Raw genomic sequence first — 26,835 nt, 5'->3', positions numbered from 1 at the left:
GCTATAACCTCTTTACGTTAGCTAACGGTTAACCGTTTTGGTTGATGACGGCTTCAACGACGCTGTTGGGCGCCTCATCGTACTTCGCGAACTCCATGGAGTAGCTCGCACGGCCCTGGGTCTGAGAGCGTAGATCGGTTGCGTAACCGAACATCTCACCCAGCGGCACCGTTGCACGGATGATCTTACCGGAAGAGGAGTCATCCATGCCCTGCACCAAGCCGCGACGACGGTTCAGGTCGCCCATGACGTCACCCATAAAGTCTTCGGGGGTCACGACCTCGACCTTCATCACCGGCTCCAGCAGCACGGCCTTGGCCTTCCTGGCACCCTCTTTGATCGCCATGGAAGAAGCAATCTTGAACGCAGTCTCGTTAGAGTCCACGTCGTGGTAGGAGCCGTCGAACAGCGTAACCTTGACGTCGATCATCGGGTAGCCCGCGATGACACCATTTTTCAGCTGCTCGTAGGCACCCTTCTCAACCGCAGGGACGTACTCCTTCGGAACCACACCGCCCACGATTTCTGAGACGAATTTGAAGAAGATTTCATCATCGCCTTCGCCTTTCTCTTCAGCAGTCAGCGGCTCGATACGCAGGTAAACGTGACCGAACTGACCACGACCACCGGATTGGCGTACGAACTTGCCTTCCTGCTCGACGCTGCCGCGAATGGTTTCGCGGTAGGCGACCTGCGGCTTACCGATGTTGGCTTCTACCTTGAACTCGCGACGCATACGGTCAACGAGAATGTCCAGGTGAAGCTCGCCCATACCCGAAATGATGGTCTGGCCGGTTTCTTCGTCGGTCTGCACGCGGAAAGAGGGGTCTTCCTGGGCCAGCTTGCCCAGTGCCACGCCCATTTTTTCCTGGTCCGGCTTGGATTTCGGCTCAACTGCTACCGAGATAACCGGTTCCGGGAATTCCATGCGCTCGAGCACGATCTTGTGGTCGATATCGCACAGAGTGTCACCCGTGGTGACGTCTTTCAGGCCGATACATGCCGCGATATCGCCGGCACGCACTTCCTTGATTTCTTCACGCGAGTTGGAGTGCATCTGTACGATACGACCCACACGCTCTTTCTTCGACTTAACGGAGTTGAAGACACCGTCGCCAGAGTTCAGAACGCCCGAGTAAACGCGAATGAAGGTCAACGTACCAACGAAGGGGTCGGTGGCGATTTTGAACGCCAGCGCCGCGAACGGCTGATCGTCGTCGGCTTCACGGGTCTCGATGGTGCCGTCTTTGTCGTCCAGCTCACCTTCGATCGGCTTGACTTCGGTGGGTGACGGCATGTATTCGATAACGCCGTCCAGCACCGCCTGTACGCCCTTGTTCTTGAACGCGGAACCACAGGTAACCAGCACGATCTCGTTGGCCAGAGTGCGCGCACGCAGACCCGCCTTGATCTCTTCGATGGACAGCTCGCCCTCTTCGAGGTACTTGTCCATCAGCTCTTCAGAGGCTTCAGCAGCAGACTCGACCATCTCTTCACGATACTTCTCGGCGGTCTCCTGGAGATCGGCCGGGATATCGACGAGCTCGTAGTTCATGCCCTTGTTTTCTTCGTCCCACAGAATCGCTTTCATCTGGATGAGATCGATGACGCCTTTGAAGTCTTCTTCCGTGCCCCAGTTGATCTGGATCGGCACGGCGTTGGCACCCAAACGCTCTTTGAGCTGATCGAGAACCATGAAGAAGTCAGCGCCGGTACGGTCCATCTTGTTGACGAAGACCATGCGCGGAACTTCATACTTGTTGGCCTGGCGCCATACGGTTTCCGTCTGCGGCTGAACGCCGGAGGAACCACACAGTACGACGACCGCACCATCAAGAACACGCAAGGAACGCTCGACTTCGATCGTGAAGTCAACGTGTCCGGGGGTGTCGATGATGTTGATGCGGTGCTCGTCGAACTGCTTGCTCATGCCCTGCCAGAAACAGGTCGTCGCAGCTGAGGTGATAGTGATACCACGCTCCTGCTCCTGCTCCATCCAGTCCATGGTCGCGGCACCGTCGTGCACTTCACCCACTTTGTGGGAGAGGCCGGTGTAGAACAGTACGCGCTCGGTTGTCGTGGTTTTACCCGCGTCAACGTGAGCCACGATACCGATATTGCGATAACGCTTTAGTGGAGTCTTGCGTGCCACGGTGAAACTCCCGTTAGTTGGCGATGCTCGTTAATAAAGCTGCGACTTTTTTTATGCCACCGCCGCCATCAGCGGATAGCGGCGGAGAGTTGCAGCGGCGTCACACAGCGTGTGGCGCGTGCAACGGGGCATAAAAAACCCACACTTGGCAGCGCCGAGCTTAGAAACGATAGTGAGAGAAGGCTTTGTTGGCTTCTGCCATACGATGCACGTCTTCACGCTTCTTAACTGCAGAGCCTTTGCCTTCTGCGGCATCCAGCATTTCGCCTGCCAGGCGTTGAACCATCGTTTTTTCACCGCGGCGACGCGCAGCGTCTACCAGCCAGCGCATTGCGAGCGCCTGACGACGTGACGGGCGAACTTCGACCGGCACCTGATAGGTCGCACCACCTACGCGGCGCGACTTGACTTCGACCATCGGCTGGATGGTTTCCAGCGCCTTGTCGAAGATTTCCAGCGGCTCTTCATTACTACGCTCGGCAACCCTGTCCAACGCACCGTATACGATGCGCTCAGCTACGGACTTCTTGCCGCTGGTCATCAGGTGGTTCATGAACTTCGCCAGACGCTCACTTCCGAACTTCGGATCCGGCAGGATTTCGCGTTTGGCTACAACTCTTCTTCTAGGCATGATAAGCCCTCGTTTAAGGATCCTTCAGGTAAACCCGGGGCTTATAGTCGCCTTTTGGCGTCGCCCGACCTTACTCTTATCAGACCAGCAAATTCGTATTAAAGAGACCGCGAGTCTTAGGACTTCGGCTTCTTGGTACCGTACTTGGAACGACCCTGGCGACGGTTCTGAACGCCAGAGGTATCAAGGGCGCCACGAACGGTGTGATAACGCACACCGGGCAAATCCTTAACACGACCGCCGCGGATCAGAACGACCGAGTGTTCCTGCAGGTTGTGACCTTCACCACCGATGTAGGAAGCGACTTCGAATCCGTTGGTCAGGCGCACACGGCAAACCTTACGCAGGGCCGAGTTCGGCTTCTTCGGGGTGGTGGTGTAAACGCGCGTACATACGCCGCGCTTTTGCGGACAAGCCTGAAGCGCGGGCACGTCACTTTTGGTGACGGGGCGCTTGCGCGGCTTGCGCACTAGCTGATTAATCGTTGCCATGGTGTTTAGCTGACTCCAATGGTTGCCTTGGCCTTTTTCGTGGTCGCGGGCGCACCCACCCCACTGTTAAAGGCTGCGCATTCTAATGGCTGGCCATGGGTTGCGTCAAGTCTTGCCGGCATTTTCGCCGGCAAGACCGCCTCCCAAAGGCCAACCGCCTGGTACGTGGCTAACGTCATTCGATGCTGATCAAAGGCTTTCTTAAAGCTCGTCGTCAGTATCGAGGGCGGTTAGCTGTGCACCCAGCTCCTGTTCAACCTCGGTCGCCGAGGGATTGAACTGGCGCTCGACGTCTTCGCGCTTGCGACGACGCTCGGCGTGGTGGGTCAGACCGGTACCTGCCGGAATCAGACGCCCAACCACCACGTTTTCTTTCAAGCCGCGCAGGTAGTCGCGCTTGCCCGTTACCGCGGCTTCGGTGAGTACCCGTGTGGTTTCCTGGAACGAGGCCGCGGAAATGAACGACTCGGTCGCCAGGCTCGCCTTGGTGATACCCAGCAGCAGGCGGTTGCACTTGGCCTGGAACTTGCCCTCTTTCTCAAGGCGCACGTTCTGCTCGAGCACGCGTACGAGCTCTGCCTGGTCACCGGTGATGAAGTCGGAATCACCCGAATCGGTGATCTCGACCTTGCGCAGCATCTGACGCACGATGACTTCGATGTGCTTGTCGTTGATGCCCACGCCCTGCAAGCGGTAAACGTCCTGTACTTCGGCCGTGATGTACTTGGCGAGTTCCGCCACACCCAGAAGACGCAGGATGTCGTGCGGATTGCTCGGGCCATCGGAGATGACTTCGCCCTTCTCGACGGTCTCGCCTTCGAATACCGCGATCTGACGCCATTTCGGAATCAGCGCTTCGAACGCATCGCCGGTTTCCGGGGTAATCGTCAGACGACGCTTGCCCTTGGTCTCTTTACCGAAGCTCACCACACCGCTGATTTCGGCAAGGATCGCGGACTCTTTCGGCTTACGCGCCTCGAACAAGTCAGCAACCCGCGGCAGACCACCGGTGATGTCCTTGTTACCCGACGCTTCGACCGGAATACGCGCAACGACCTCACCGACACCGATGCTCGCGCCGTCGTCGGCGGAGATGATCGAGTTACCCGGCAGCAGGTATTGAACCGGCGTATTGGAGCCGGAAACCGACACGTACTCGCCAGCCGCGTCCTGCAGCATGACCATCGGGCGCTTGTCGCGACCGGCCATCGGGCGTGCCGCGGACTCGATCACCTCGATAGAGGAAAGACCGGTCATTTCGTCGACGGAGCGGTGCATGGTGACACCCTCGTCAAGATCGATGAACTGCGCCTTACCTTCTACTTCGGCCACGATCGGGTGGGTGTGCGGATCCCACTTGGCCACGGTAGCGCCGGCATCGACGACGTCGCCGTCGCGTACCGAAAGCTCGGCACCATAAGGCAGCTTGTAGTACTCGCGCTCACGGCCGTGGTCGTCGGCGACGGCCAGGGCACTGGAGCGTGATACCACGACCAGCTTGCCGTCGGCGCGCTCGACGTGCTTGATGTTGTGCAGGCGTACCTTACCGCCGTGCTTGACCTGAACGCTGTCCACCGCGGATGAACGCGAGGCCGCGCCACCGATGTGGAAGGTACGCATGGTCAGCTGGGTACCCGGCTCACCGATGGACTGCGCGGCGATGACGCCGACGGACTCACCGATGTTGACCTGGTGTCCACGGGCCAGATCGCGGCCGTAGCAGGACGAGCACACACCGTGCGCCGTGTCACAGGTAATCGTCGAACGCACCACGATCTCATCGACACCCATGGTGTCGAGTGCGGCACACCAAGCTTCGTCGAGCAGGGTGTTACGCGCGATCAGCACTTCCTCGGTGCTCGGGTCGATGACGTCGAGCGCCACGACGCGGCCGAGTACGCGCTGGGAAAGCGGTACGATGATGTCGCCACCCTCGATGATCGGGTGCAGCGTCAGACCGTTCTCGGTGCCACAGTCGGTCTCGGTGATGACCAGATCCTGGGCCACGTCGACCAGGCGGCGCGTCAGGTAACCGGAGTTGGCCGTTTTCAGGGCCGTATCCGCCAGACCTTTACGCGCACCGTGGGTCGAGATGAAGTACTGAAGTACGTTCAGACCTTCACGGAAGTTGGCGACGATCGGCGTTTCGATGATCGAGCCATCCGGCTTGGCCATCAGGCCCCGCATACCGGCGAGCTGACGAATCTGAGCCGCACTACCCCGGGCACCGGAGTCGGCCATGATGAAGACGCTGTTGAACGAGTCCTGCTCGACTTCGTTGCCATCACGGTCGATCACGGTCTCTTTCGAGATACCCGTCATCATCGCCTTGGCCACCTTATCGTTGGCCTTGGACCAGATATCGATGACCTTGTTGTACTTCTCGCCCGCGGTCACAAGACCCGAGGAGAACTGGTCTTCGATCTCTTTGACTTCGGCTTCCGCCGCGTCGACGATCTCGGTCTTGGCGTCCGGGATGACGAAGTCGTTAACGCCGATGGATGCACCGGACCAGGTCGCCAAACGGAAACCGGTATACATCAGCTGGTCAGCGAAGATGACCGTGGGCTTGAGCCCGGAGCGGCGGTACACCTCGTTGATCAACCCGGAGATCGCCTTCTTCTTCATCGGCTTGTCGATGAGCTCGAAAGGCACGCCTTCGGGCAGAATGCGGTACAGAAGCGCCCGGCCGACGGTAGTGTCGTAGATGGAGCGCTTGTCGCTACGCTCGCCGGTCTCTTCGTCGACGACGACCTCGTCGAGGCGAACCTTGACCCGGGCGTGTAGGGATACGGTTTGGGTACCGAAGGCGCGCTCGACCTCGTTGAGGCCGGAGAACACCATGCCCTCGCCTTTCGCGTTGATCTTCTCGCGGGTCATGTAGTAAAGACCCAGCACCACGTCCTGAGAAGGAACGATGATCGGCTCGCCGTTGGCCGGCGACAGCACGTTGTTGGTGGCCATCATCAGCGCACGGGCTTCGAGCTGGGCTTCCAGGGTCAGCGGTACGTGAACCGCCATCTGGTCACCGTCGAAGTCGGCGTTGTAGGCGGCACACACCAGCGGGTGCAGCTGGATCGCCTTACCTTCGATCAGAAGCGGTTCGAACGCCTGGATACCCAGACGGTGAAGCGTCGGGGCACGGTTCAAGAGTACCGGGTGTTCGCGGATGACATCGGCCAGGATGTCCCACACTTCCGGAAGCTCACGCTCGACCATCTTCTTCGCGGCCTTGATCGTTGAGGCAAAGCCCAGCGATTGAAGCTTGGAGTAGATGAACGGCTTGAACAGCTCGAGCGCCATTTTCTTCGGCAGACCACACTGGTGCAGGCGCAGCGTCGGACCCACGGTAATCACCGAACGGCCCGAGTAGTCGACACGCTTACCCAGCAAGTTCTGGCGGAAACGACCCTGCTTACCCTTGATCATGTCGGCAAGGGATTTAAGCGGGCGCTTGTTGGAGCCCGTAATCGCCCGACCGCGGCGACCGTTGTCCAGCAGCGCATCGACCGCTTCCTGAAGCATACGCTTCTCGTTGCGCACGATGATGTCCGGCGCGTTCAGATCGAGCAGACGCTTCAGGCGGTTGTTACGGTTGATCACACGACGATAAAGGTCGTTGAGATCCGAGGTCGCGAAGCGGCCGCCGTCCAGCGGTACCAGCGGACGTAGATCCGGCGGTAGAACGGGCAGCACTTCCATGACCATCCACGCCGGCGCATTGCCGGAGTGGTAGAACGCTTCCAGCAGTTTCAAACGCTTGGAAAGCTTCTTGATCTTGGTTTCAGAGTTGGTCTGCGGAATCTCTTCGCGCAGCGTGTTGATCTCTTCTTCCAGATCGATGTCTTTGAGCAGTTCCTGCACCGCTTCGGCGCCCATACGGGCATCGAAGTCGTCGCCGAACTCTTCGAGCGCCTCGAAGTACTGCTCGTCGTTCAAGAGCTGACCACGCTCGAGGGTGGTCATACCCGGGTCGATGACGACGAAGGACTCAAAATAGAGCACGCGCTCGATATCGCGCAGCGTCATGTCCAGGAACATGCCGATGCGTGACGGCAAGGATTTCAAAAACCAGATGTGCGCAACCGGGGATGCCAGCTCGATGTGGCCCATGCGCTCACGGCGCACGGCGGCCTTGGTCACTTCGACGCCGCACTTCTCGCAGATGATGCCGCGGTGCTTCATGCGCTTGTACTTGCCGCACAGGCACTCGTAGTCCTTTACCGGGCCAAAAATCTTGGCACAGAACAGCCCGTCGCGCTCGGGCTTGAACGTCCGGTAGTTGATGGTCTCAGGCTTCTTCACCTCGCCAAACGACCAGGAGCGAATCATGTCCGGCGACGCGAGTGTTATCTTGATCGCGTCAAACTCTTCGGACTGAGACTGCGATTTGAGTACTTTCACCAAATCTTTCATTGGACAGCTCCTAGCTCTCTAACTCGATATCGATGCCCAGCGAGCGGATTTCCTTCACGAGTACGTTGAAGGACTCCGGCATGCCTGCCTGCATGGTGTGGTCGCCATCCACGATGTTCTTGTACATCTTGGTGCGGCCCTCGACGTCATCCGACTTGACGGTGAGCATCTCTTGTAGCGTGTACGCGGCGCCGTAAGCCTCAAGCGCCCACACTTCCATTTCACCAAAGCGCTGGCCACCGAACTGCGCTTTACCACCCAGCGGCTGCTGGGTCACCAGCGAGTACGAGCCGGTAGAACGTGCGTGCATCTTGTCGTCGACCAGGTGGTTCAGCTTCAGCATGTACATGTAGCCAACGGTCACCGGACGGTCAAACATGTCGCCGGTACGGCCGTCGTACAGCTTCATCTGGCCCGACTCCGGGATATCTGCAAGCTTCAGCAGATGCTTGATCTCGTGCTCCTTGGCACCGTCGAATACCGGCGTTGCCATCGGGACACCGCCCTTGAGGTTCTTCGCCAGCGCAATGACTTCTTCGTCACTGAGCGAGTCGATGTCCTCGAGACGGGTACCCGGGGTGTTGTAGACCTGTCCCAGGAAGTCGCGAATCTCGGCAATCTGCTGGCCACGCGCGTCGCGCAGCATCGCGTCGATCTTCACACCCAGTCCGCGTGCGGCCATACCTAGGTGGGTTTCGAGAATCTGACCCACGTTCATACGCGACGGTACACCGAGGGGGTTCAGTACCACGTCGACCGGCTCGCCCTTCTCGTCGAACGGCATGTCTTCGACCGGCATGATCGCGGAGATAACACCCTTGTTACCGTGACGGCCGGCCATTTTGTCGCCCGGCTGAATGCGGCGCTTCACGGCCATGTAGACCTTGACGATTTTCAGAACGCCCGGCGCCAGGTCGTCGCCTTGAGTGAGCTTGCGCTTCTTGTCTTCGAAACGCTCGTCCATCTCCTTGCGGCGGTTCTCGAGCTGCTCGTCGGCCTGGGCCAGCAGTTCGTTGAACGACTCGTCCTGCATGCGCAGCTTGAACCACTGCTGACGCGGAAGCTCTTCCAGGTACGCTTCGTCGAGCACGTCGCCTTTTTTCAGGTTCGGGCCGCCGTTGACCGCCTGGCCGTCCAGGGTACGCTTGAGACGCTCGAAGGTGGCGTCTTCGGCGATACGGTAGGTCTCCTGAAGATCCTTACGCACTTCGTCGAGCTGCATCTGCTCGATGGAGAGTGCGCGCGAATCTTTTTCGACGCCGTCGCGGGTGAAGACCTGCACGTCGATGACCGTACCCTTCATGCCGGTCGGGGCGCGCAGCGAGGTGTCCTTAACGTCGGACGCCTTCTCGCCGAAGATGGCACGTAGCAGCTTTTCCTCCGGCGTCAGCTGGGTTTCCCCTTTGGGCGTGACCTTACCGCACAGAATGTCACCCGGGCCGACTTCGGCACCGATGTAGACCACGCCGGCCTCGTCCAGCTTGCCAAGCGCCGATTCGCCGACGTTGGGAATGTCCGAGGTGATCTCTTCCGGGCCGAGCTTGGTGTCGCGAGACACACAGGTCAGCTCCTGGATGTGGATCGTGGTGAAACGGTCTTCCTGGACGGCCCGCTCGGAGAGCAGGATGGAGTCCTCGAAGTTGTAGCCGTTCCAGGGCATGAACGCGATGCGCATGTTCTGACCCAAGGCCAGATCACCCATGTCGACGGACGGGCCGTCGGCGAGAATGTCGCCGCGCGCTACGTCGTCGCCGGGGCGAACGATCGGGCGCTGGTTCATGCAGGTGTTCTGGTTGGAGCGCGTGTACTTGGTCAGGTTGTAGATATCAACGCCGGCTTCACCGCCGATGATTTCATCTTCGTTGACCCGTACGACGACACGACGTGCGTCGACGGAATCGATCACGCCGCCACGCCGCGCCACGGCGCAAACGCCGGAGTCCCGCGCTACGAAGCGCTCCATACCGGTACCAACGAGCGGCTTGTCGGCGCGCAAGGTCGGCACGGCCTGACGCTGCATGTTCGCACCCATCAAGGCGCGGTTGGCGTCATCGTGCTCCAAAAACGGAATCAGGGCCGCGGCCACCGATACGACCTGACGCGGAGAAACGTCCATCAAGGTCACCTGCTCGGGACGCATGAAGGTGGTTTCGCCACGGTGACGGACCTGTACCAGGTCATCGCTAAGCTGACCGGCTTCGTTGACCGCCGCCGACGCCTGGGCGATAACGAAGTCGCCCTCTTCGATGGCCGACAGGTGAACGATGTCATCGGTGACCTGACCCGAGTTGACCTTACGGTACGGCGTCTCGAGGAAGCCGTAGCTGTTGGTATGGCTGTAGGTCGCCAGCGAGTTGATCAAGCCGATGTTCGGGCCTTCCGGCGTTTCGATCGGGCACAGACGGCCGTAGTGCGTGGCGTGTACGTCACGTACTTCGAAACCGGCACGCTCACGGGTCAGACCACCCGGGCCGAGGGCGGACACACGACGCTTGTGCGTGACCTCGGAGAGCGGGTTGTTCTGGTCCATGAACTGAGAAAGCTGGCTCGAGCCAAAGAACTCTTTCACCGCCGCCGCGACCGGCTTGGCGTTGATCAGATCCTGGGGCATCAAGCCTTCGCTTTCCGCCATGGAAAGACGCTCTTTGACCGCGCGCTCGACGCGCACCAGACCGACACGGAACTGGTTCTCGGCCATTTCGCCTACGCAGCGAATACGACGGTTACCCAGGTGGTCGATGTCATCGACGTCGCCAAAGCCGTTACGAATGTTGATCAGCTCGCGCAGCACGTCGAGGATATCGGTACGGTCCAGTACGCCAGCACCGGTGTCGGCATCGCGACGCAGGCGGCGGTTGAACTTCATGCGGCCGACACCGGACAGATCGTAACGGTCTTCGGTGAAGAACAGGTTGTGGAACAGCGTCTCGGCGGCTTCCTTGGTAGGCGGCTCGCCGGGGCGCATCATGCGATAGATCTCAACGAGGGCCTCGAGCTGCGAACCGGTGGTATCGAGCTTCAAGGTATCGGAGATGAACGAACCGCAGTCCAGATCGTTGGTGTAGAGCGTTTCGACGTGCGTAATGCCGCCCTGCGCCATACGTTCGAGGACTTCCGGGGTGATCTCGGTGTTGCAGTTGACGATCAGCTCGCCGGTCTTGGCATCGACCTGGTCTTTGGCCAGGGTCTTGCCGTAGAGGTACTCCATCGGCACTTCCAGACGCTCGAGGCCGGCTTTTTCAAGCTGACGAATATGCTTCTGGGTGATCCGACGGCCCTCTTCGACGATGATCTCGCCGTTGCCGTCCTTGATGTCGAACGTAGCGGTGTCACCGCGCAGGCGCGACGGAACGAGCTCCACGGAGAAACCGGATTTCTCGATGTGGAACTTGCTGGTCTCGAAGAACTCGTCGAGGATCTCTTCGGTGCTCATGCCAAGCGCACGCATCAGTACCGAGGCCGGCAGCTTCCGACGACGGTCGATACGCACGAACACGTTGTCTTTCGGGTCGAACTCGAAGTCGAGCCAGGAGCCACGGTAAGGAATCACGCGCGCTGAATAGAGCAGCTTGCCCGACGAGTGGCTCTTGCCTTTATCGTGGTCGAAAAACACACCGGGTGAGCGGTGGAGCTGGGAGACGATTACCCGCTCGGTACCGTTGATGACGAAGGTACCGTTCTCGGTCATCAGGGGGATTTCCCCCATGTAGACTTCTTGCTCTTTGATATCTTTGATGGCTTTATTGGAAGAGTCGCGATCGTAAATGATCAAGCGAACCTTCACGCGCAGCGGCGCCGAGTAGGTAACACCGCGCAGCTGGCACTCTTTTACATCGAATGCCGGCGTGCCGAAACGGTAGCTGACATACTCGAGTGCAGCGTTGCCAGAAAAGCTCTCGATTGGAAACACGGACTTAAACGCCGCATTCAGACCGACCTCGTGACGCTCATCAGGCGAACGGTCCTGCTGGAGAAAGTCGTAGTAGGAATCAAGCTGGATCGCCAGCAAGTAAGGCACATCCATCACTTGGGGCAGTTTGCCGAAATCCTTGCGGATGCGTTTTTTCTCAGTATATGAGTAAGCCATCTGTATTCCCCAGCTTGTTCACCATGGGTGGCCGATGCGTGGTCATCTGCCCCGCGGGCGTTTCAGACGCAGACAGCAAGCTCCTAAATCGGTAGCTCGCCGTCAAAAATCTTGATAGATAACAGTGTTATCGGACGCTCATTAAGGTATAAAAACCTTGAATGCCGATACCAAACACCGGTCTTACTGTTGTTACTGCCCTCAGGCAGCCCTTCTGCATAACACGATGCATCCAATGATGCCAGTTACAACAGAAAAAGGCCGGCAGCGGGAGTTGCCCGCCGCCAGCCGTGGAAGCTTACGCTAAGCGTAAAGCCGCCGGCACAAGAATTACTTGAGCTCGACGGATGCGCCCGCTTCTTCCAGCTTGGTCTTCGCTGCTTCTGCGTCGTCCTTGGACATGCCTTCTTTCAGCGTGGCCGGCGCGCCGTCAACGGCACCCTTGGCTTCTTTCAGGCCAAGACCGGTGATTTCACGAACGGCTTTGATGACGTTAACTTTCTTGTCACCAGCAGAGGTCAGAACCAGGTCGAATTCAGTCTGCTCTTCTTCAGCAGCTGCTTCGCCGCCGCCCGGGCCCGCGACAACGGCTGCCGCTGCGGATACGCCGAACTTCTCTTCCATTGCTTCGATCAGCTCAGCGACTTCCATTACGGACATGTCGGCTACAGCATTGATGATATCGTCTTTGGACAGTGCCATTGTTTCATTCCTAACTTTGCGGGAGTCTGTAGACTCAGGTTTCATTGCTCGGTTCAGGCAGTCAGGCCACAAGGCCTGGGATGCCGGCAGAGAAGCGCCTTAAGCGGCTTCTTCCTGCTTCTGGTCGCGCAGCGCGGCCAGAGTACGAACCAGCTTGCCAGCAGAGGCTTCTTTCATGACCGACATCAACTTGGCAATCGCCTCGTCGTAGGTCGGCAGGGTTGCCAGACGGTCAATGTCGGCAGCCGGGATCAGCTCACCTTCGTAGGCCAGCGCCTTGACTTCGAAGTTCTGCTCGGTTTTGGAAAACTCCTTGAACAAACGAGCGGCAGCGCCCGGATGATCGGTGGAGAAAGCCAACAGAGTCGGACCAACAAAGCTCTCGTTCAGGCACTCCCACTGAGTGCCCTCGAGGGCGCGGCGTGCCAGCGTGTTGCGCACAACACGAATCTGGACGCCATTCTCGCGCGCTTGCTTGCGCAGGTCGGTCATTTTGCCAACCGTGACGCCGCGAGAATCGGCAACTACGACGGAGAGTGCGTCCTTGGCCGCTTCACTCACCTCGGCAACAATCGCTTTCTTGCCTTCAAGTGCTAGTGGCACAGTGATCACTCCTTCGTGCCGGACCTCAAAGGTCCGGTGGTTACCATCTCTTTTAGGGCCAAATGCACCCTAAAAGCCTTGGGGATGGTGCTCACCAGAAAAGCGTCGCTCAAAAAAGCATCAACCAACTGGCGGCCACACCATCTGCGCAGGCGCTCTTAAGCGATTAAGCCAGCCCGGAAAACCGGGTGTGGCACCTGCGGTCTTTGACGGTGCTCTGCCTGGCGTACCGGGCAGAGGACCGCAAAGTTCTTGCTTAACTCTTTCTTTACCGTTCTTGCTTCATCGGGCGCTTGGCCCGCCACCCACCGAACCGTTTCGCTTACGCGTACTGGGAATGGTCGATGGTGACACCCGGGCCCATGGTGGTGGACAGGGTCATTTTCTTCAAGTAAACACCTTTGGAGGTGCTCGGCTTGAGACGCTTCAGGTCGGCGACCAGCGCTTCCAGGTTGCCCTGTACCGCGGAGGCGTCAAAATCGATCTTACCCAGCGTGGTGTGGATAATGCCGTTTTTGTCGGTACGGAAACGTACCTGACCGGCCTTGGCGTTTTTAACGGCCGTGGCGACGTCCGGGGTCACGGTGCCGACTTTCGGGTTCGGCATCAGGCCACGCGGGCCAAGAATCTGACCCAGCTGACCGACAACGCGCATGGCGTCCGGCGAGGCGATGACGACGTCAAAGTCCATCACGCCTTTTTTGACCTGCTCGGCGAGCTCGTCCATACCCACGATGTCGGCGCCGGCTTCTTTAGCGGCGTCGGCGTTGGCGCCCTGGGTGAAGACGGCTACGCGCACGTCTTTACCAGTACCGTTAGGCATAACGGTGGCACCACGAACGACCTGGTCGGATTTACGCGGGTCAACACCCAGGTTGATCGCGATATCAACGGACTCTTTGAACTTTACAGTAGAAAGCTCGGAGAGAAGCGCAACCGCTTCTTCCAGGGAGTACGCTTTTTTGACGTCTACTTTTTCACGAATGATCTTCGCGCGCTTGGATAGTTTAGCCATGATCAGAGACCCTCCACGTTTAGGCCCATGCTACGAGCGCTACCAGCGATCGTGCGTACCGCGGCGTCAAGATCGGACGCGGTCATGTCCGGCTCTTTGGTTTTGGCGATCTCTTCAAGCTGCTCGCGCGTCACGGTGCCGACTTTTTGCTTGTTCGGCTCGCCGGAACCGGACTTGATGCCCGCTGCTTTTTTCAGCAGAACGGCGGCCGGCGGCGTTTTAGTGACGAACGTGAAACTACGGTCAGAGTAGACCGTGATCACGACCGGCGTCGGCAGGCCCGGCTCGATGTCCTGGGTTTCTGCGTTGAACGCCTTACAGAATTCCATGATGTTCACGCCGTGCTGACCCAGCGCAGGGCCCACGGGGGGACTCGGATTGGCTTTACCTGCAGCGACCTGCAGTTTGATATAAGCCTGTACTTTCTTCGCCATGCTTATTACTCCAATTGGGTGATAACGCCTTGCGGCTCCCCGGGGTTAGCAGGGGCTTACCCTGCACGAAACAACTTGTCTGTCTTTACTCTTTCTTTACTTACTCTTTCTCGACCTGGGAGAACTCGAGCTCCACAGGCGTAGCACGCCCGAAGATCAGCACGCTGACCTGCAGACGGCTCTTTTCGTAGTTCACCTCTTCAACGACACCGTTGAAGTCGGCAAACGGGCCATCGGTCACGCGGACCGACTGACCGGGTTCGAACATTGTCTTGGGGCGCGGCTTATCGGTGCCGTCTTTGACGCGGTGCAAAATAGCGTCGGCCTCACGCGTGGTGATCGGCGCCGGCTTCTCTTTGGTTCCACCGATAAAGCCCATCACGCGGGGCGTTTCGTTCACCAAGTGCCAGGTCTCGTCGACCATTTCCATTTCGACCAGCACGTAGCCCGGGTAGAACTTGCGCTCGCTTTTACGACGCTTGCCGTCGCGCATCTCGACCACTTCTTCCGTCGGCACCAGAATTTCGCCAAAGCGGTCTTCCATGCCGTACATTTTCACCCGCTCAAGGAGCGAGCGCATCACGTGCTTTTCAAAGCCGGAATAGGCGTGGACGACGTACCAACGTTTGGACATGCAAACTCCTAACCAATGACGCCGGACATTGCCCAGCCAAGAAGAGTGTCAATCAACCAGAGCATCAGACCGACGACCAATACGGCCACCAGCACGATGGCGGTGGTCTGAATGGTTTCGGGCCGAGTTGGCCATACAACGCGCTGAATCTCTTTCTTAGCGCTTACCGCAAGCTCTACCAATGCGCGCCCCTTGGTGGTGGTCAACGCAATCAAGCCGGCCGCGGCGCACACAAGCACCACGCCCAGCACACGATAGAGCAACGCGATATCAGCAAAATAGACATTACCGACGACTGCAACGACAAGCAGCGCCACGACCGCCGCCCACTTGAGCCCGTCATGACGCGACTGTTGCACCTCTGCGCCATGTTTTACGGAACTAGGCTTCATAAAAACGAGACTCCTCAGGGTGCAGCGAGCGATCTGGAATTCTGGATAAAAGACGTACCAACCTGGGGAAGGTTGGCAGGCCAGGAGGGACTCGAACCCCCAACCTGCGGTTTTGGAGACCGCTGCTCTGCCAATTGAGCCACTGGCCTGTATCATGATGTGCGTCGGCACACCTACGCTACAGAGCGGGCGCCATGATAGCCAAGAAACCGCTATCTGACAACCCTTGCACTTCGCCCACCGCATAAGCCACGGCGACAAAGACAAAAAAAAGCGAGCAATGCCCGCTTTTTTCATAATATGGAGCTCATGGACGGAATTGAACCGTCGACCTCACCCTTACCAAGGGTGTGCTCTACCCCTGAGCTACATGAGCACAATCACAGCAAACGCTAAACTGGAGCGGGTGGCGGGAATCGAACCCGCACCATCAGCTTGGAAGGCTGAGGTTCTACCATTGAACTACACCCGCTTGACTACCAAAGAATCAAAAACCGGCAAGCTCAACCGTATACATGCCTTGCGGCTTTTAACCCCAGACAACGCAAAAGCCGTTGCCGTAAAACTGGTGGAGAGGGAAGGATTCGAACCTTCGAAGCTTTCGCGGCAGATTTACAGTCTGCTCCCTTTGGCCACTCGGGAACCTCTCCAGCTGTGGCGGCACATTATGCCAGCCTCCAAAACAGTGTCAAGCCAGATATTTACTTAATTTATCATGGCTTTTCAGGATAACCTGTCGCGCTTTCACGCTGACCTACTGCCTTGGAACGCGCTGCATTCTGTCAAAGCAGCATGGAAAATGCAAGCGCCGCGCGAATTTTTTCAAGCGCCACGGGCTCGGGCACCCTCGGCGCACCGGCCATTTTCCCGGCGCGTTCGGCGAAGGTCAGCGGAAAGCTCGCCTCCAGCCCGCCGTACACCATGTCCGGCCACACTGCGTGGGGTACCCGCACCCCGCGCGACACCACCCGAGCATCGCCGCCGGTGAGCAGCATCGGAAGCGCCACGCCCTGCTGGTCGCACACTTCGCTATAAATACGATTGATCGCACTGACCGCCGCCATGTAGATACCGTGATTCACCGCATCCACCGTGCGCCGGCCAGGTTCCAGCAGCGCATCGGCTTCGCTGTCCGGGTCGATGGCCACGTTGCGCGTGCCGAGTTTCAGGCTCTCTTTCATCAAGCGAAGGCCCGGCACGATGAAGCCCCCTAAATGCACGCCGCCGGGCAGCACGAAGTCGATGGTGATAGCGCTGCCGCAGTCCACCACGCAGCAGCCCCCGGCCAGCTGGTAGCCGGCAAGCGCCCCCATCCAGCGATCCACCCCGAGCTTGCCCGGTTCTTCATAGCCGTTGACCACGCCCAGCGATTCCGGCAGCGACCGGGCGACATGGACCTGACGCACCTGGCGGCGCAGCAGTTTGACGGTATCGCCCAGCACCGCCGCCCGCGCCACGCTCGAAATACGTACCGCCTCGACGACGTCGAGATCCGGTATGTCCGCCCCGGGGCGCCACTCCTCGCGGGTCCATACCGCGCCGCGGGAACGTATTTCGCTGCTGGCCGCATCTTTCAGGCGCCACTTGGAGAGCGTATTGCCAATATCCAGATCTAAAATCATAAGCGCCTGCGTACGCTGATCTCACCGCCGGACAAACGCCGCGGCTGACCGTCTTCGGTGACCCAAAGGTTGCCGCTCTCGTCTACATCCCCGGCCACCGCTTCGCTTTCGCCCGCGCCCTGGAGCACGCGAACGCTCAAGCCCGCGTAGGCGTGGCGCGCGTTCCAGGCGTCACGCCACACCCCAAAGCCACGCTCTTCGAACTCGGCCAGCATGGCCAAAAGCCCGGCAATCACCTCGGCGGCCAGCTGGTTGCGCGAGAGGCCCGGCTTTTCGTCGAAAAGCGCTGCCACCGGCTGGCCGATGCTCTCGCGAAGGCTCTCGGGCAGCGACAAATTCATGCCCATGCCAATCACGGCCTCGCAGGGGCCAGCGGCGTCGCCGGTCACCTCGATCAAAATACCCGCCAGTTTGCCCAGTTCGCGGCCCTGCTCGGCCAACAGGATATCGTTGGGCCACTTGAGTTTGGGCGCCACGCCATGGCGCTCGAGCACCTGGCAGACGACCACCCCCACCGCCAGGCTCAACCCTTCCAGCGAGGCCACCCCGGCCTCGAAGCGCCAGCCCAGCGACATCATCAAACTCTGCCCCCAGGGCGTGGACCACACGCGGCCGCGGCGACCCCGCCCGGCGGTTTGCAGCTCGACCAGGCACACCTCGCCGTGGCCGGCGCCCTGATTGAAGCGCGCGCGCAGGTACTCGTTGCTCGAGGGGAGCTGGTCTTCGACGAACAGCCGCGCCAGCAGATGGCGCGCCTCGGCGGGTAGTTTAGCCACTACCTGCTTGCCTTCCAGCGGCTCCAGCGGGTGGGCCAATCGGTACCCGCGACCTTTCACGGCGACGAGCTCCACCCCCATGGCCTCCAGCTTTTTAAGCTGTTTCCACACCGCGGCGCGGGAAACGCCCAGCGCCTGGCCGAGCGCTTCACCGGAATGGACCTCGCCATCGCTTAACAAACGCATCAGGTTACCGATGGTCATGTCCTTGCCCCAGTTGGGAAAACGCCTATCTTACCGGAAGCGCCATAGCGGCGAAAACTGCCGCCTTTGGGTTATTGACTTGCCCCTTTATTTAAGACAGCGCTGGTAGTAAGGCCTACCCAGACCCTATAATGCCGCCCTATTTTTCCAGCAGGATCGCGTCGTGATCGAGAATCTTCGTAACATTGCCATTATCGCCCACGTTGACCACGGTAAGACTACCCTGGTCGACAAACTCCTGAGCCAGTCCGGCACCCTCGACCGCAAGGCCGAAGGCCAAGAACGTATCATGGACTCCAACGACCAGGAGAAGGAGCGCGGCATCACCATCCTGGCCAAGAACACCGCTATTCGGTGGCAGGATGGTGAGGGCAAGGACTACCACATCAACATCGTGGACACCCCTGGACACGCCGATTTCGGTGGCGAGGTCGAGCGCGTGATGTCGATGGTCGACTCGGTACTGCTGCTGGTCGACGCCGTCGACGGCCCGATGCCGCAAACCCGCTTCGTGACCCAAAAAGCCTTCGCCCAGGGCCTGAAGCCGATCGTCGTGGTCAACAAGATCGACCGCCCCGGCGCGCGTCCTGACTGGGTCATCGACCAGATTTTCGATCTGTTCGACAACCTGGGCGCTTCCGACGAGCAGCTCGACTTCCCGATCATCTACTGCTCCGCGCTCAACGGCATTGCGGGCATGGAGCCGGACGCCCTCGAAGAGAACATGGACCCCATGTTCAAATCGATCGTCAACATCGTCGAGCCGCCCAAGGTCGAACTCGACGGCCCCTTCCAGATGCAGATCTCGGCGCTGGACTACAACAGCTACGTGGGCGTTATCGGCCTTGGCCGCATCAAGCGCGGCAGCGTCAAGCCCGGCCAGCAGATCAGCGTCATCACCAAGGAAGGCGCGACGCGTAAGGGCAAGATCGGTCAGGTAATGACCCACTTGGGCCTGGATCGCGTGCAGACCGATGAAGCTACCGCCGGCGACATCGTCTGCATCACCGGCATCGAAGACCTGGCGATCTCCGATACGCTTTGTGACTCGAGCGCCGTCGAGGCACTGCCGGCGCTGACCGTCGACGAGCCGACCGTCTCCATGACCTTCCAGGTCAACGACTCGCCCTTCGCCGGTAAAGACGGCAAGTACGTCACCAGCCGTAACATTCGCGACCGCCTCGACCAGGAGTTGATCCACAACGTGGCGCTGCGGGTCGAGCAGGGCGAAACGCCGGAGAAGTTCAAGGTCTCCGGGCGCGGCGAGCTGCACTTGTCGGTACTCATCGAGTCCATGCGTCGTGAAGGCTTCGAGCTGGCCGTGGGCCGCCCGGAAGTCATCATCAAGGAGATCGACGGCGAGAAGCAGGAGCCCTACGAAGAAGTCATCATCGACTGCGAAGAGCAGCACCAGGGCGCGATCATGGAAGAGCTCGGCTACCGCAAGGGCGAGCTTTCCAACATGAACCCGGATGGCAAGGGCCGTGTACGCCTGGACTTCATCATTCCGGCACGCGGCTTGATCGGCTTCCGTGGTCAGTTTTTGACGCTGACCTCCGGCACCGGCATTCTGACCAGCCGTTTCGATCACTACGGCCCGCTCAAGCCGGATGCGTCCATCGAGCGTCGCAACGGCGTGCTGGTCTCCATGGTCGGCGGTAAGGCGCTCTCCTACGCGCTTTACACCCTGCAAGAGCGCGGCAAGCTGATCATCGACCACGCCACCGAAGTGTACGAAGGCATGCTGATCGGTATCAACAACCGGGCCAACGACATGGTCGTCAACCCGACCAAGGGCAAGAAGCTCGATAACATGCGCTCCACCGGTAACGACGAGAACATCGTGCTGACGCCGCCGATCAAGTTCACCCTGGAGCAGGCGATCGAATTCCTCGACTCCGACGAGCTGGTAGAAGTGACGCCGTCGCACATCCGTCTGCGCAAGAAGCACCTGACCGAGAACGAGCGTAAGCGCGCCGGCAAGAAATAAGCCCGCCGCCCGCATCGAAAGCCCGCCATCGCGCGGGCTTTTTTGTGCGCGCAGGTTCGCGCGCTAGCATGTCTGCCGGGCGGCTTCGCTTGATCGGGTTAACGCAGCCTAAACGCAAAGGGGCTGGAAAGCGGGGCGAATCTATCGCAGAGTAGACCTCGAAGCGCGCCACGAGAACGCGTGCACACTACAATTCATACAGCCGTTTGGATCGCGATGCGACCCGGCGCCCGGACAGGGACCCTCCTTCACATGAGCCGTTGTCAAAGTGTATCGGGGGCGCTTGCCTTGCCAGGCATGAGGACACCATGACCCCCATTATCGAAGTACAAAACGTCAATAAAGCCTTCGGTGGGCTCCACGTCATCAACGATTGCTCGATTCACGTCGAGAAAGGCTCGATTACCGGCATGATCGGCCCCAACGGGGCGGGTAAATCGACGCTTTTCAACCTGATCGCGGGCTCGCTGATTCCGGATAGCGGTCGTATTCTGCTCGAAGGCGAGGAGATCACCCGGCTTTCCGCCGACGCGCGCTTTCACAAGGGGCTTTTGCGTACCTTTCAGATCGCTCACGAATTCAGCCAGATGAGCGCGCTGGAAAACCTGATGATGGTGCCACCGAATCAGGCCGGAGAAAGCCTTTTCAACACCTGGTTCAAGCCTTCGCTCGTGCGCGAGCAAGAGGCCGAGGTTCGCCGCCGGGCGCTGGAGGTGATCGATTTCGTTGGCCTGCACCACGTGCGCAACGAACTGGCGGGCAATCTTTCCGGCGGGCAGAAAAAGCTTTTGGAGCTGGGTCGCACCATGATGACCGACGCCAAAGTGGTGCTGCTCGACGAGATCGCCGCCGGCGTCAACCGCACGCTGCTGGGCGAGCTGATCGGCAACATCGAGCGGCTGAACCGGGAAATGGGCTACACCTTTTTGGTCATCGAGCACGACATGGACATGATCGCAAGACTCTGCGACCCGGTCATCGTGCTCGCCCAGGGCAGCGTCATGGTGGAAGGTTCCATCGAAGAAATTCAGAACAACCCCGAGGTGATCGAGGCCTATTTCGGCACCGACGCCGCGTAAAAAAACACGCCTCGTACAACAACCACTACTACGTCGAGACACGTTGACCATGTCGATTGATGCGTCACCCAACGCTGCGCCGACGCCGCTACTGCGCGCCCGCGACGTGCACGGCGGCTATGGCAGCATGAACATTCTGAACGGGGTCGAAATGACCCTTTACGCCGATGAAATCGGCGTGATCGTCGGCCCCAACGGGGCCGGCAAGTCCACCATGCTCAAAGCAGTATTCGGCCTTTTGAACGTCAACCAGGGCGACATTTTGCTCAACGGCGAGCCGATCCAGAACCTGCCCCCGAACCAGCTGGTCAAGCGCGGCATGGGCTTCGTCCCCCAGGAGAAAAACGTCTTCCCGAGTCTGTCGGTGAAAGAGAACCTGGAGATGGGCGCGTATTTGAAGCCACACAACGTCAAGCGCATGCTCGAACAGGTGTATGAGTTCTTTCCGCCGCTCAAGGACAAGCGCCGCCAGCCCGCCGGCGAGCTCTCGGGCGGGCAGCGCCAAATGGTCGCCATGGGCCGGGCGCTGATGGCCGAACCCACGCTCTTGTTGCTCGACGAGCCCACCGCCGGGCTCTCGCCGCTTTACATGAACGAGATCTTCGACCGGGTGAAAAAGATCAACGCCGCGGGGGTCGGTATTTTGATGGTCGAGCAGAACGCCAGGCAAGCGCTGGCGATTGCCGACAAGGGTTTCGTGCTGGCCGCCGGCCAGAACCGTTTTACCGATACGGGGGCGGCGCTGCTCGCTGACCCGGATGTCGCCAAAAGCTTTTTGGGCGGCTAGCCCGGGGGGAGAACGCTGTGAACGAACTGGTCTTTTTTATCAACAACGTGGTGATCGCCGGCAGCGTCACCGGCTCGATCTACGCCATCGGTGCGATCGGCGTGACGCTGATTTTCAGCATCATGCGCTTTGCCCATTTCGCCCACGCGGACATGATGACCTTCGGCGCTTTCATGGTACTGCTGCTGACCACCGCCTTTCCGACCCTCGGGCCGAGCATCGGCGTACCCACGGCGCTGATCATGCTGCCGCTGGCGATGATACTGACCGCCCTGCTCGCCGTGGGTATCGACAAGGCGTTCTACAAGCCGCTGCGCGCCTTTGGTGTGAAACCCATCGTCATGGTGATCGGATCATTAGGCGTCACCCTGATGCTGCAGGGTTTGATTCGCCTGTTTGCCGGCACCAGCGGCCAGAGCCTTTACGTCGACGACCGCAAGGAGATCTTCCGCCTCGCCCTGCCCTTCGAGGGCGCCCGCGCGCCGATCGTGGTCACCGAGCCACAGCTCTATCTGTTCGTGATCACGATCGTCGCGGTGGTCGCGCTGGCGGTGTTTCTGAACCGCTCGCGCCTTGGCAAGGCGATGCGCGCCATGTCGGATAACCCGGAGCTCGCCCAGGCCTCGGGCATCAACACCAATACCATCGTGGCGGTCACCTGGGTGATTGCCGGGGGCCTGGCGGCGATTGCCGGTACGCTTTTATCGCTGGACGTCACCTTCAAACCGGACTTGAGCTTCTTTTTGCTGCTGCCGATTTTCGCCGCGGCGATCGTCGGCGGGGTGGGCCACCCCTACGGGGCGATCGCCGGCGGCTTCGTGGTCGGCTTTGCCGAAACCCTGGCGGTGTTCAACTGGAACGTGCTGCTGCGCCCGTTCCGGGACAGTTTGCCGGACTGGCTGGAGCTTCCCTCGAACCTGGCGTTCGTGGGCACCGAGTACAAGATCGTGGTGCCGTTTTTCATTCTGCTGGCCATTCTGGTATGGCGCCCAACGGGGCTGTTCAAGGGTAAGGTGATCTGATGAACGAACGAAACGCATCCTACACGCCCAAAGACGCCACCGTGACGCGCCGCTTCCCGGTGCGCGAGCTGGTGCTCTTCGCCGGGCTGCTCGTTGCCGTGCTGGGCGTTTACGCCATGATGGGCGCCGCCTACAGCACGCGCATGCTGGTCGAGGCGGCCTGCTACGCCATTCTGGCGCTGGGCCTGACCATCCAGTGGGGCTACGCCGGGCAGTTCAACGCCGGCGTCATGGGCTTCGTGGCCCTCGGCGGCTTCTGCGCGATGCTCTTCAGCGTGCCGGTCAACGACGCCTTTTGGGGCACCGAGCTGCCCGGGGAACTGGGCCGGGTGCTGCTTTACGGGGTGGCTGCGGTGCTGGTGGTGGTCGGCGCGAGCAAACTCGACCGCGTCGGCGTGCCCAAGCTCTTGCGTACGATTATCACCGTGGTGCTGGCGGTGGTGCTCTACCTGGCGGTGATCAGCCTACTGCGCGAGGTGACCGGCGAGATTCAAAACCGTGCGGGCTTCGTCGGCGGCTTTGGTCTGCCGCCCTGGGTCGGCTGGATCGTCGGCGGCTTACTTGCCGGCGGTGTGGGCTACTTCATCGGCCATATCTGCCTGGGGCTTAGAAGCGACTACCTGGCGATCGCCACGCTCGGCATCGCCGAGATCATCAAGGCGTTTTTGAAAAACTCCGACTGGCTGACCCGCGGCACCGCCACGGTGTCGCCGCTGCCCTGGCCCACCCCGGGCCCGGCAGAGCTCGGCTTTACCTTATCCCGGGCGATCTATCTGTCGCTGACCGCGGTGATCATCGCGGCGATCTTCTTTTTGCTGCACCGCGCCTACCACGCCCCCTGGGGGCGAATGATCCGCGCGATTCGCGACAACGAAGTCTCCTCGGCGGCGATGGGCAAGGATATTAACAAGCGCCGGCTGGAGATTTTCGTACTGGGTTGCATCCTGATGGGCCTGGGCGGCGGCGTGCTGGGCACTTTCAACAGCCTCTTCGACCCCCAGGGGTATCTGCCGCTCAACCACACCTTTTTGGTGCTGGTGATGGTGATCCTCGGCGGGCCGGGCAACAACCTGGGCACGATCTTCGGCGCCGTGGCGGTGTACATCATCTGGATCATGTCCGAGCCATTGGCGCTTTTCATCATGCAGCTGGTGGTAAGCCTTGGCGAAGGCGCAGGCTGGGAGCTACCCAGCAATATGGATAGCCGCGCGCTACAAGCCAGGGTGCTAGTGATCGGTATGTTGATCACCCTGGTCCTGCGCTTCGCGCCCAAGGGGCTGTTGCCGGAGAGCATCAAGACCCACGGCTAGCCTGCGCTTTTGGAAAACGCCCCAGGGCCTGGCCCGGGGCGTTTTTTTATACCCGCCGCCTAGTGCTTGCCCCCAGGATATTTCCACCCCGTTACTTTTCACTGCGCTACTTTTTCACCCGGTGCGGCGGCCACAACGCGGCGTTGCGTCCGGCCAAGCTTGAGTCCTGAATAGGGTTTTGTTAATTTAATGCTAATAGTTATCATTAGCACAGGTAATAAGCTCTCATGTCTTCTCTGCCGTCGTCGACCGTTACCGACTCCCAGGACAACGTTTTCCAAGACAACGCCTCTCGCCAGGTGGATAGCCGCACGTTATTGGGCAGCGCCGGTGAGCTCGTGATCGTGCATGAGAATCGTCGCTACGTGCTCCGGCGCACCAAAAGCGGCAAGCTCATTCTCACCGCCTGACCGCTTTTTAAACGCAAGCCAGGTAACGCCGCGGCGTACCCAGCCAGCCCACCTCTTCTCTTAACTGGTTGGAACTACCCGGCTCATGACTCATCACGTCTCTCTTCGTCCATTTTGTCTTGCCCTGCTACCACTGCTCGCCCCTGCCGCGTTGGCCAACGAGGTCCTCGAACCGATGACCGTGACCGGCACTCGCACGCCGGTCGATCTTTCCCGCGCGCCGCTGATCGTCAACATCATCGACCGCGACGATGCGGTGCTTGCCACGGCAGCCCGGGTGGAGGACGTATTGAGCCGTCAGCCGGGCCTTCACGTGGGCGGGCAGGGGCGGCGTAACGGCCAAACCCTGAGCATGCGAGGGTTCGACCGCCAGGGCGTGCTGGTGCGCCTGGACGGCGTGCGCCAGGATATCGCGACCGGCCACGTGGGCAATTTCTTTCTCGACCCGGCGCTGATCAAAGAAGTGCAGATCGCCCGCGGCGCGCTGTCGAGTCTTTACGGCAGCAACGCCATGGGCGGCGTCGTAAGCTTTGATAGCGTCGATGCCGACGACCTGCTGCGCCCCGGCGAAAATAGCGGCGCGCGCCTCTCCGTGGGTGGCGCCAGCGCCAGCAACGAGTGGCGTACCAACGTGGCCGCCTTTGGCCGGCGCGACACCGACCGAGGCGCCCTCGACGGGCTCATCTCCTTTGGTCGCAGCGAATCCGGCGATATCCGCCGCGCCGGCGGGGACGAGGCCCCAGACGACGCCGCGCTCAACAGCCTGCTGCTCAAGGGCGGCTGGGAGCCGAGCCGCGAACAGCGTCTCTTCGTTAGCTGGCAGCACTACGACGAGCGCGCCACCCAGCCGGCCAACCCGCAGCAGCGGGCGGTGAGCACAAGCAACGCGCTTCGCGAGCGCGACGTAACAAGCGATAACGTGCAGCTTGGCCACCGCTGGCAGCCAGGACCGGGGACCGACGTTACGTCCCGGCTCACGTTCAGTCAGCAGGATATCGAGGACGACCGGGCCACTCGCCGGCTCGACCGGGTCGGGCTGCAAAGCGATGGCTACCATCAAATGGAGCACGGCTGGCTTTCGCAAACCCTCGCCTTCGGTGGGGAACTGGAGAAGACGCGCCAACGCCCCTCCCAGCACGCCAACGGCTTTCCCCGCGCGGATATCGAAACCCAGGCCGCCTATCTCGATACCACGCTGAGCGCGGGGGCGTACGTCGACGAAGGGGGTGCCGGCGCGTTCGATTTGGGCCTTGGGGCACGTTTCGACCGCTATGATGCCAGCGGGCAAAACGGAGAGGATAGCGTTCACGACCGGGTTTCACCGCGACTTAGAGTGGCCTGGCGCCCGGTGGATGGCCTGATGTTCTTCTCGGGCTACGCCGAGGCGTTTAGGGCGCCCAGCCTTTCCGAGCTTTACGCCGACGAGCGCCACTTCGCCGGCTTCTGCGCCGGGCCGGCCTTTTGCACCCCGGACAACTACTGGATGCCCAACCCGTCGCTGTCACCGGAAACCAGCCACACCTGGGAGAGCGGGCTCGTCTGGCAACGGGGCGACTGGCAGCTTCGCGCCAGCTACTTCGACACCCGCGCCGACGACTTTATCGACACCCAGGTCGACATCATGGCCGGCACCACCCAGGCGGTGAACGTGCAGCGTGCAGCGCTTTGGGGCTTCGATACGCGCATTGCCTGGCAGCCCAGCGCCCTGCCCAGCGTTACCGGCTTTGCCGGGCTTTCCGAAGTCTCTGGTAAGGATCGCGATAGCGGCGAAGCCCTCGGCAGCCAGACACCGCTGGAGGCGAGCCTGGGCGGCGAAGTGGCGCTTTTCGACCCGGCCCTGCGTCTGGGCGCTCAGGGCCGCTTCGCCCGCGCCTTCGATAAACAGGACGCCGCTGCGCGCCTGCCCGGCTACGCCCTTTTCGATGCGCACCTGGCCTGGCAGCTCACCCCGAAGGTGGACACATCGCTTCGCCTGGCGAATCTGGGCGACAAGGTGTGGTACCGCCCGGACGGAAGCCTCGGCGATGGCCGCAGCTTACTGGCTACCCTCAACTGGCAGTGGTAACGTTTAAAGACGT

Annotated in this window: 20 protein-coding genes and 4 tRNA genes; 7 read left to right on the top strand and 17 right to left on the bottom strand. The window is 60.2% G+C overall.

Going from position 1 to position 26,835, the window contains the following annotated elements:
• Positions 1 to 28: 28 nt before the first annotated feature.
• The 17 genes from fusA to ACWHXT_RS00785 all read right to left on the bottom strand — a co-directional run bounded on the left by fusA (position 29) and on the right by ACWHXT_RS00785 (position 18,159).
• A complete protein-coding gene (gene fusA, locus ACWHXT_RS00865) occupies positions 29 to 2,152 on the bottom strand; it encodes an elongation factor G (protein WP_447956896.1) in 2,124 nt (707 codons plus the stop codon).
• A gap of 160 nt (positions 2,153 to 2,312) precedes the next feature.
• The gene (gene rpsG, locus ACWHXT_RS00860) at positions 2,313 to 2,783 is read right to left on the bottom strand and encodes a 30S ribosomal protein S7 (protein WP_447927672.1); all 471 of its coding nucleotides are present in this window, start codon (positions 2,781 to 2,783) and stop codon (positions 2,313 to 2,315) included.
• Between the two features lie 116 nt (positions 2,784 to 2,899).
• The gene (gene rpsL / locus ACWHXT_RS00855; protein WP_447927671.1) at positions 2,900 to 3,274 is read right to left on the bottom strand and encodes a 30S ribosomal protein S12; all 375 of its coding nucleotides are present in this window, start codon (positions 3,272 to 3,274) and stop codon (positions 2,900 to 2,902) included.
• Positions 3,275 to 3,475: 201 nt separating this feature from the next.
• Positions 3,476 to 7,690, bottom strand: coding sequence for a DNA-directed RNA polymerase subunit beta' (rpoC, locus tag ACWHXT_RS00850; protein WP_447956895.1), 4,215 nt, complete (start codon positions 7,688 to 7,690; stop codon positions 3,476 to 3,478).
• Between the two features lie 10 nt (positions 7,691 to 7,700).
• Positions 7,701 to 11,777: a DNA-directed RNA polymerase subunit beta gene (gene rpoB, locus ACWHXT_RS00845; RefSeq protein WP_447927669.1), complete on the bottom strand. Its 4,077-nt coding sequence runs from the start codon at positions 11,775 to 11,777 to the stop codon at positions 7,701 to 7,703.
• Between the two features lie 330 nt (positions 11,778 to 12,107).
• Positions 12,108 to 12,479 (bottom strand): 50S ribosomal protein L7/L12, encoded by a 372-nt coding sequence (gene rplL / locus ACWHXT_RS00840; RefSeq protein WP_447527412.1) that lies wholly within the window; start codon positions 12,477 to 12,479, stop codon positions 12,108 to 12,110.
• Between the two features lie 99 nt (positions 12,480 to 12,578).
• Positions 12,579 to 13,082: a 50S ribosomal protein L10 gene (gene rplJ, locus ACWHXT_RS00835; protein WP_447527411.1), complete on the bottom strand. Its 504-nt coding sequence runs from the start codon at positions 13,080 to 13,082 to the stop codon at positions 12,579 to 12,581.
• A 322-nt stretch (positions 13,083 to 13,404) separates the two neighbouring features.
• Positions 13,405 to 14,097, bottom strand: a complete 693-nt coding sequence (gene rplA / locus ACWHXT_RS00830) for a 50S ribosomal protein L1 (RefSeq protein WP_447927668.1) — start codon at positions 14,095 to 14,097, stop codon at positions 13,405 to 13,407.
• Between the two features lie 2 nt (positions 14,098 to 14,099).
• Positions 14,100 to 14,531: a 50S ribosomal protein L11 gene (rplK, locus tag ACWHXT_RS00825; RefSeq protein ID WP_447527409.1), complete on the bottom strand. Its 432-nt coding sequence runs from the start codon at positions 14,529 to 14,531 to the stop codon at positions 14,100 to 14,102.
• A gap of 100 nt (positions 14,532 to 14,631) precedes the next feature.
• Positions 14,632 to 15,165 carry a transcription termination/antitermination protein NusG gene (gene nusG / locus ACWHXT_RS00820; RefSeq protein WP_447527408.1) on the bottom strand — a complete coding sequence of 178 codons (534 nt, stop codon included), beginning with the start codon at positions 15,163 to 15,165 and terminating at the stop codon, positions 14,632 to 14,634.
• A gap of 8 nt (positions 15,166 to 15,173) precedes the next feature.
• Positions 15,174 to 15,557 (bottom strand): preprotein translocase subunit SecE, encoded by a 384-nt coding sequence (gene secE, locus ACWHXT_RS00815; protein WP_447927667.1) that lies wholly within the window; start codon positions 15,555 to 15,557, stop codon positions 15,174 to 15,176.
• A 73-nt stretch (positions 15,558 to 15,630) separates the two neighbouring features.
• Positions 15,631 to 15,706: transfer RNA gene (locus tag ACWHXT_RS00810), tRNA-Trp, on the bottom strand.
• Between the two features lie 152 nt (positions 15,707 to 15,858).
• A tRNA-Thr gene (locus ACWHXT_RS00805) sits at positions 15,859 to 15,933 on the bottom strand.
• A 22-nt stretch (positions 15,934 to 15,955) separates the two neighbouring features.
• A tRNA-Gly gene (locus tag ACWHXT_RS00800) sits at positions 15,956 to 16,029 on the bottom strand.
• A gap of 94 nt (positions 16,030 to 16,123) precedes the next feature.
• Positions 16,124 to 16,207, bottom strand: a tRNA-Tyr gene (locus ACWHXT_RS00795).
• Positions 16,208 to 16,339: 132 nt separating this feature from the next.
• On the bottom strand, positions 16,340 to 17,179 hold the full coding sequence (locus ACWHXT_RS00790; RefSeq protein WP_447927666.1) for a type III pantothenate kinase: 840 nt from the start codon (positions 17,177 to 17,179) through the stop codon (positions 16,340 to 16,342).
• Complete coding sequence (locus ACWHXT_RS00785; RefSeq protein ID WP_447956894.1) at positions 17,176 to 18,159, bottom strand: biotin--[acetyl-CoA-carboxylase] ligase; 984 nt, start codon at positions 18,157 to 18,159, stop codon at positions 17,176 to 17,178. Before ACWHXT_RS00785 ends, ACWHXT_RS00790 begins: the two co-directional genes overlap by 4 nt.
• Before the next feature lie 163 nt (positions 18,160 to 18,322).
• On the opposite strand from ACWHXT_RS00785, the gene typA reads away from it, so the two are divergent.
• The 7 genes from typA to ACWHXT_RS00750 all read left to right on the top strand — a co-directional run bounded on the left by typA (position 18,323) and on the right by ACWHXT_RS00750 (position 26,822).
• Positions 18,323 to 20,149: a translational GTPase TypA gene (gene typA / locus ACWHXT_RS00780; RefSeq protein ID WP_447956893.1), complete on the top strand. Its 1,827-nt coding sequence runs from the start codon at positions 18,323 to 18,325 to the stop codon at positions 20,147 to 20,149.
• 308 nt (positions 20,150 to 20,457) lie between these two features.
• Positions 20,458 to 21,228, top strand: a complete 771-nt coding sequence (locus ACWHXT_RS00775) for an ABC transporter ATP-binding protein (RefSeq protein WP_447956892.1) — start codon at positions 20,458 to 20,460, stop codon at positions 21,226 to 21,228.
• A gap of 49 nt (positions 21,229 to 21,277) precedes the next feature.
• On the top strand, positions 21,278 to 22,015 hold the full coding sequence (locus tag ACWHXT_RS00770) for an ABC transporter ATP-binding protein (protein ID WP_447927662.1): 738 nt from the start codon (positions 21,278 to 21,280) through the stop codon (positions 22,013 to 22,015).
• 17 nt (positions 22,016 to 22,032) lie between these two features.
• Positions 22,033 to 23,037 carry a branched-chain amino acid ABC transporter permease gene (locus ACWHXT_RS00765; protein WP_447927661.1) on the top strand — a complete coding sequence of 335 codons (1,005 nt, stop codon included), beginning with the start codon at positions 22,033 to 22,035 and terminating at the stop codon, positions 23,035 to 23,037.
• Positions 23,037 to 24,347: a branched-chain amino acid ABC transporter permease gene (locus ACWHXT_RS00760; RefSeq protein ID WP_447927660.1), complete on the top strand. Its 1,311-nt coding sequence runs from the start codon at positions 23,037 to 23,039 to the stop codon at positions 24,345 to 24,347. Before ACWHXT_RS00765 ends, ACWHXT_RS00760 begins: the two co-directional genes overlap by 1 nt.
• A gap of 227 nt (positions 24,348 to 24,574) precedes the next feature.
• Positions 24,575 to 24,757, top strand: coding sequence for a hemin uptake protein HemP (gene hemP, locus ACWHXT_RS00755; RefSeq protein ID WP_447927659.1), 183 nt, complete (start codon positions 24,575 to 24,577; stop codon positions 24,755 to 24,757).
• A gap of 85 nt (positions 24,758 to 24,842) precedes the next feature.
• Positions 24,843 to 26,822, top strand: coding sequence for a TonB-dependent receptor domain-containing protein (locus ACWHXT_RS00750; protein ID WP_447956891.1), 1,980 nt, complete (start codon positions 24,843 to 24,845; stop codon positions 26,820 to 26,822).
• Positions 26,823 to 26,835 lie beyond the last annotated feature (13 nt).

This window comes from Vreelandella halophytica (genome assembly GCF_968193635.1).
Note: the sequence above shows the minus strand (reverse complement) of the source record. Positions and strands in the feature narration are given on the sequence as shown.

Coding starts and splice junctions, on each gene's coding strand:
- rpsG (WP_447927672.1), bottom strand. CDS start 2,783: ATGCCTAGAAGAAGAGTTGTAGCCAAACGCGAAATCCTGCCGGATCCG.
- rpsL (WP_447927671.1), bottom strand. CDS start 3,274: ATGGCAACGATTAATCAGCTAGTGCGCAAGCCGCGCAAGCGCCCCGTC.
- rpoC (WP_447956895.1), bottom strand. CDS start 7,690: ATGAAAGATTTGGTGAAAGTACTCAAATCGCAGTCTCAGTCCGAAGAG.
- rpoB (WP_447927669.1), bottom strand. CDS start 11,777: ATGGCTTACTCATATACTGAGAAAAAACGCATCCGCAAGGATTTCGGC.
- rplL (WP_447527412.1), bottom strand. CDS start 12,479: ATGGCACTGTCCAAAGACGATATCATCAATGCTGTAGCCGACATGTCC.
- rplA (WP_447927668.1), bottom strand. CDS start 14,097: ATGGCTAAACTATCCAAGCGCGCGAAGATCATTCGTGAAAAAGTAGAC.
- rplK (WP_447527409.1), bottom strand. CDS start 14,531: ATGGCGAAGAAAGTACAGGCTTATATCAAACTGCAGGTCGCTGCAGGT.
- nusG (WP_447527408.1), bottom strand. CDS start 15,165: ATGTCCAAACGTTGGTACGTCGTCCACGCCTATTCCGGCTTTGAAAAG.
- secE (WP_447927667.1), bottom strand. CDS start 15,557: ATGAAGCCTAGTTCCGTAAAACATGGCGCAGAGGTGCAACAGTCGCGT.
- ACWHXT_RS00790 (WP_447927666.1), bottom strand. CDS start 17,179: ATGATTTTAGATCTGGATATTGGCAATACGCTCTCCAAGTGGCGCCTG.
- ACWHXT_RS00785 (WP_447956894.1), bottom strand. CDS start 18,159: ATGACCATCGGTAACCTGATGCGTTTGTTAAGCGATGGCGAGGTCCAT.
- ACWHXT_RS00775 (WP_447956892.1), top strand. CDS start 20,458: ATGACCCCCATTATCGAAGTACAAAACGTCAATAAAGCCTTCGGTGGG.
- ACWHXT_RS00770 (WP_447927662.1), top strand. CDS start 21,278: ATGTCGATTGATGCGTCACCCAACGCTGCGCCGACGCCGCTACTGCGC.
- ACWHXT_RS00760 (WP_447927660.1), top strand. CDS start 23,037: ATGAACGAACGAAACGCATCCTACACGCCCAAAGACGCCACCGTGACG.
- hemP (WP_447927659.1), top strand. CDS start 24,575: ATGTCTTCTCTGCCGTCGTCGACCGTTACCGACTCCCAGGACAACGTT.
- ACWHXT_RS00750 (WP_447956891.1), top strand. CDS start 24,843: ATGACTCATCACGTCTCTCTTCGTCCATTTTGTCTTGCCCTGCTACCA.